This is a genomic window from Suttonella ornithocola (assembly GCF_001889065.1).
GTDB classification, from domain to species: Bacteria; Pseudomonadota; Gammaproteobacteria; order Cardiobacteriales; family Cardiobacteriaceae; genus Suttonella_A; species Suttonella_A ornithocola.
Genome location: NZ_LWHB01000355.1, coordinates 1 through 600, shown reverse-complemented (window position 1 = coordinate 600; position 600 = coordinate 1). Strand labels below are relative to the sequence as shown.

1 protein-coding gene and 1 pseudogene are annotated in these 600 nt (G+C 43.7%); both read right to left on the bottom strand.

What is annotated here, in order from left to right; all coding sequences use genetic code 11:
* Window positions 1-258: hypothetical protein (locus tag A5N85_RS14370; RefSeq protein ID WP_143143355.1), on the bottom strand; the 258-nt coding region annotated here is incomplete at its 3' end.
* 98 nt (window positions 259-356) lie between these two features.
* Window positions 357-600: pseudogene (locus A5N85_RS14365) on the bottom strand (IS630 family transposase); the annotation flags it as partial.

Here is a 600-nt window from a genome sequence, read left to right as displayed (position 1 = left end):
TGGTTGGCGGAATAACTGTTCAACCAGTTTGCCGTTACGAATTACCGGCAACGCTACACGGTGGCTTACAAATTCCTCAGCCCTGAAGGATGGGAGGTTATTGGCTTCACCCCCTGTTAGCGTGGGGGTGTCGCCCCAACGTTCTTTATGCTGACGCTCAAACAGCGCACGCGCATCAGCAACGGCGCGCTTCGCTGCTCCGCCTGTTGCTTGATGCGCTGCGTTCGCTTTGGTTGTTTGTTGATGAGTGGCTAACATAATAAAACCCCGATAAGTAACTCTTTCGGGGTTCAAGGCTGATAAATCTGAATGCTCAAGATACTGTTATGATTCCCCGATGGGGGATAACATATAAGTCAATTAAATCCAGAGCAGGACAAAAGAGCATCCCAAAAGACATCAAAATTAGATAAAACTTTACGTAAATACTTTTTAAGATTGCCCCACTGCTTTTCGATTAGATTTAACTCTGGCGAATAAGGTGATAAAGGCAAAACAACGTGACCAAATTTTTCGGCTAACGCTTTTAGAACCTTCATTCGATGAAATCGAGCATTATCCATAATAATCACTGATTTAACACTTAATGATGGTAATAAG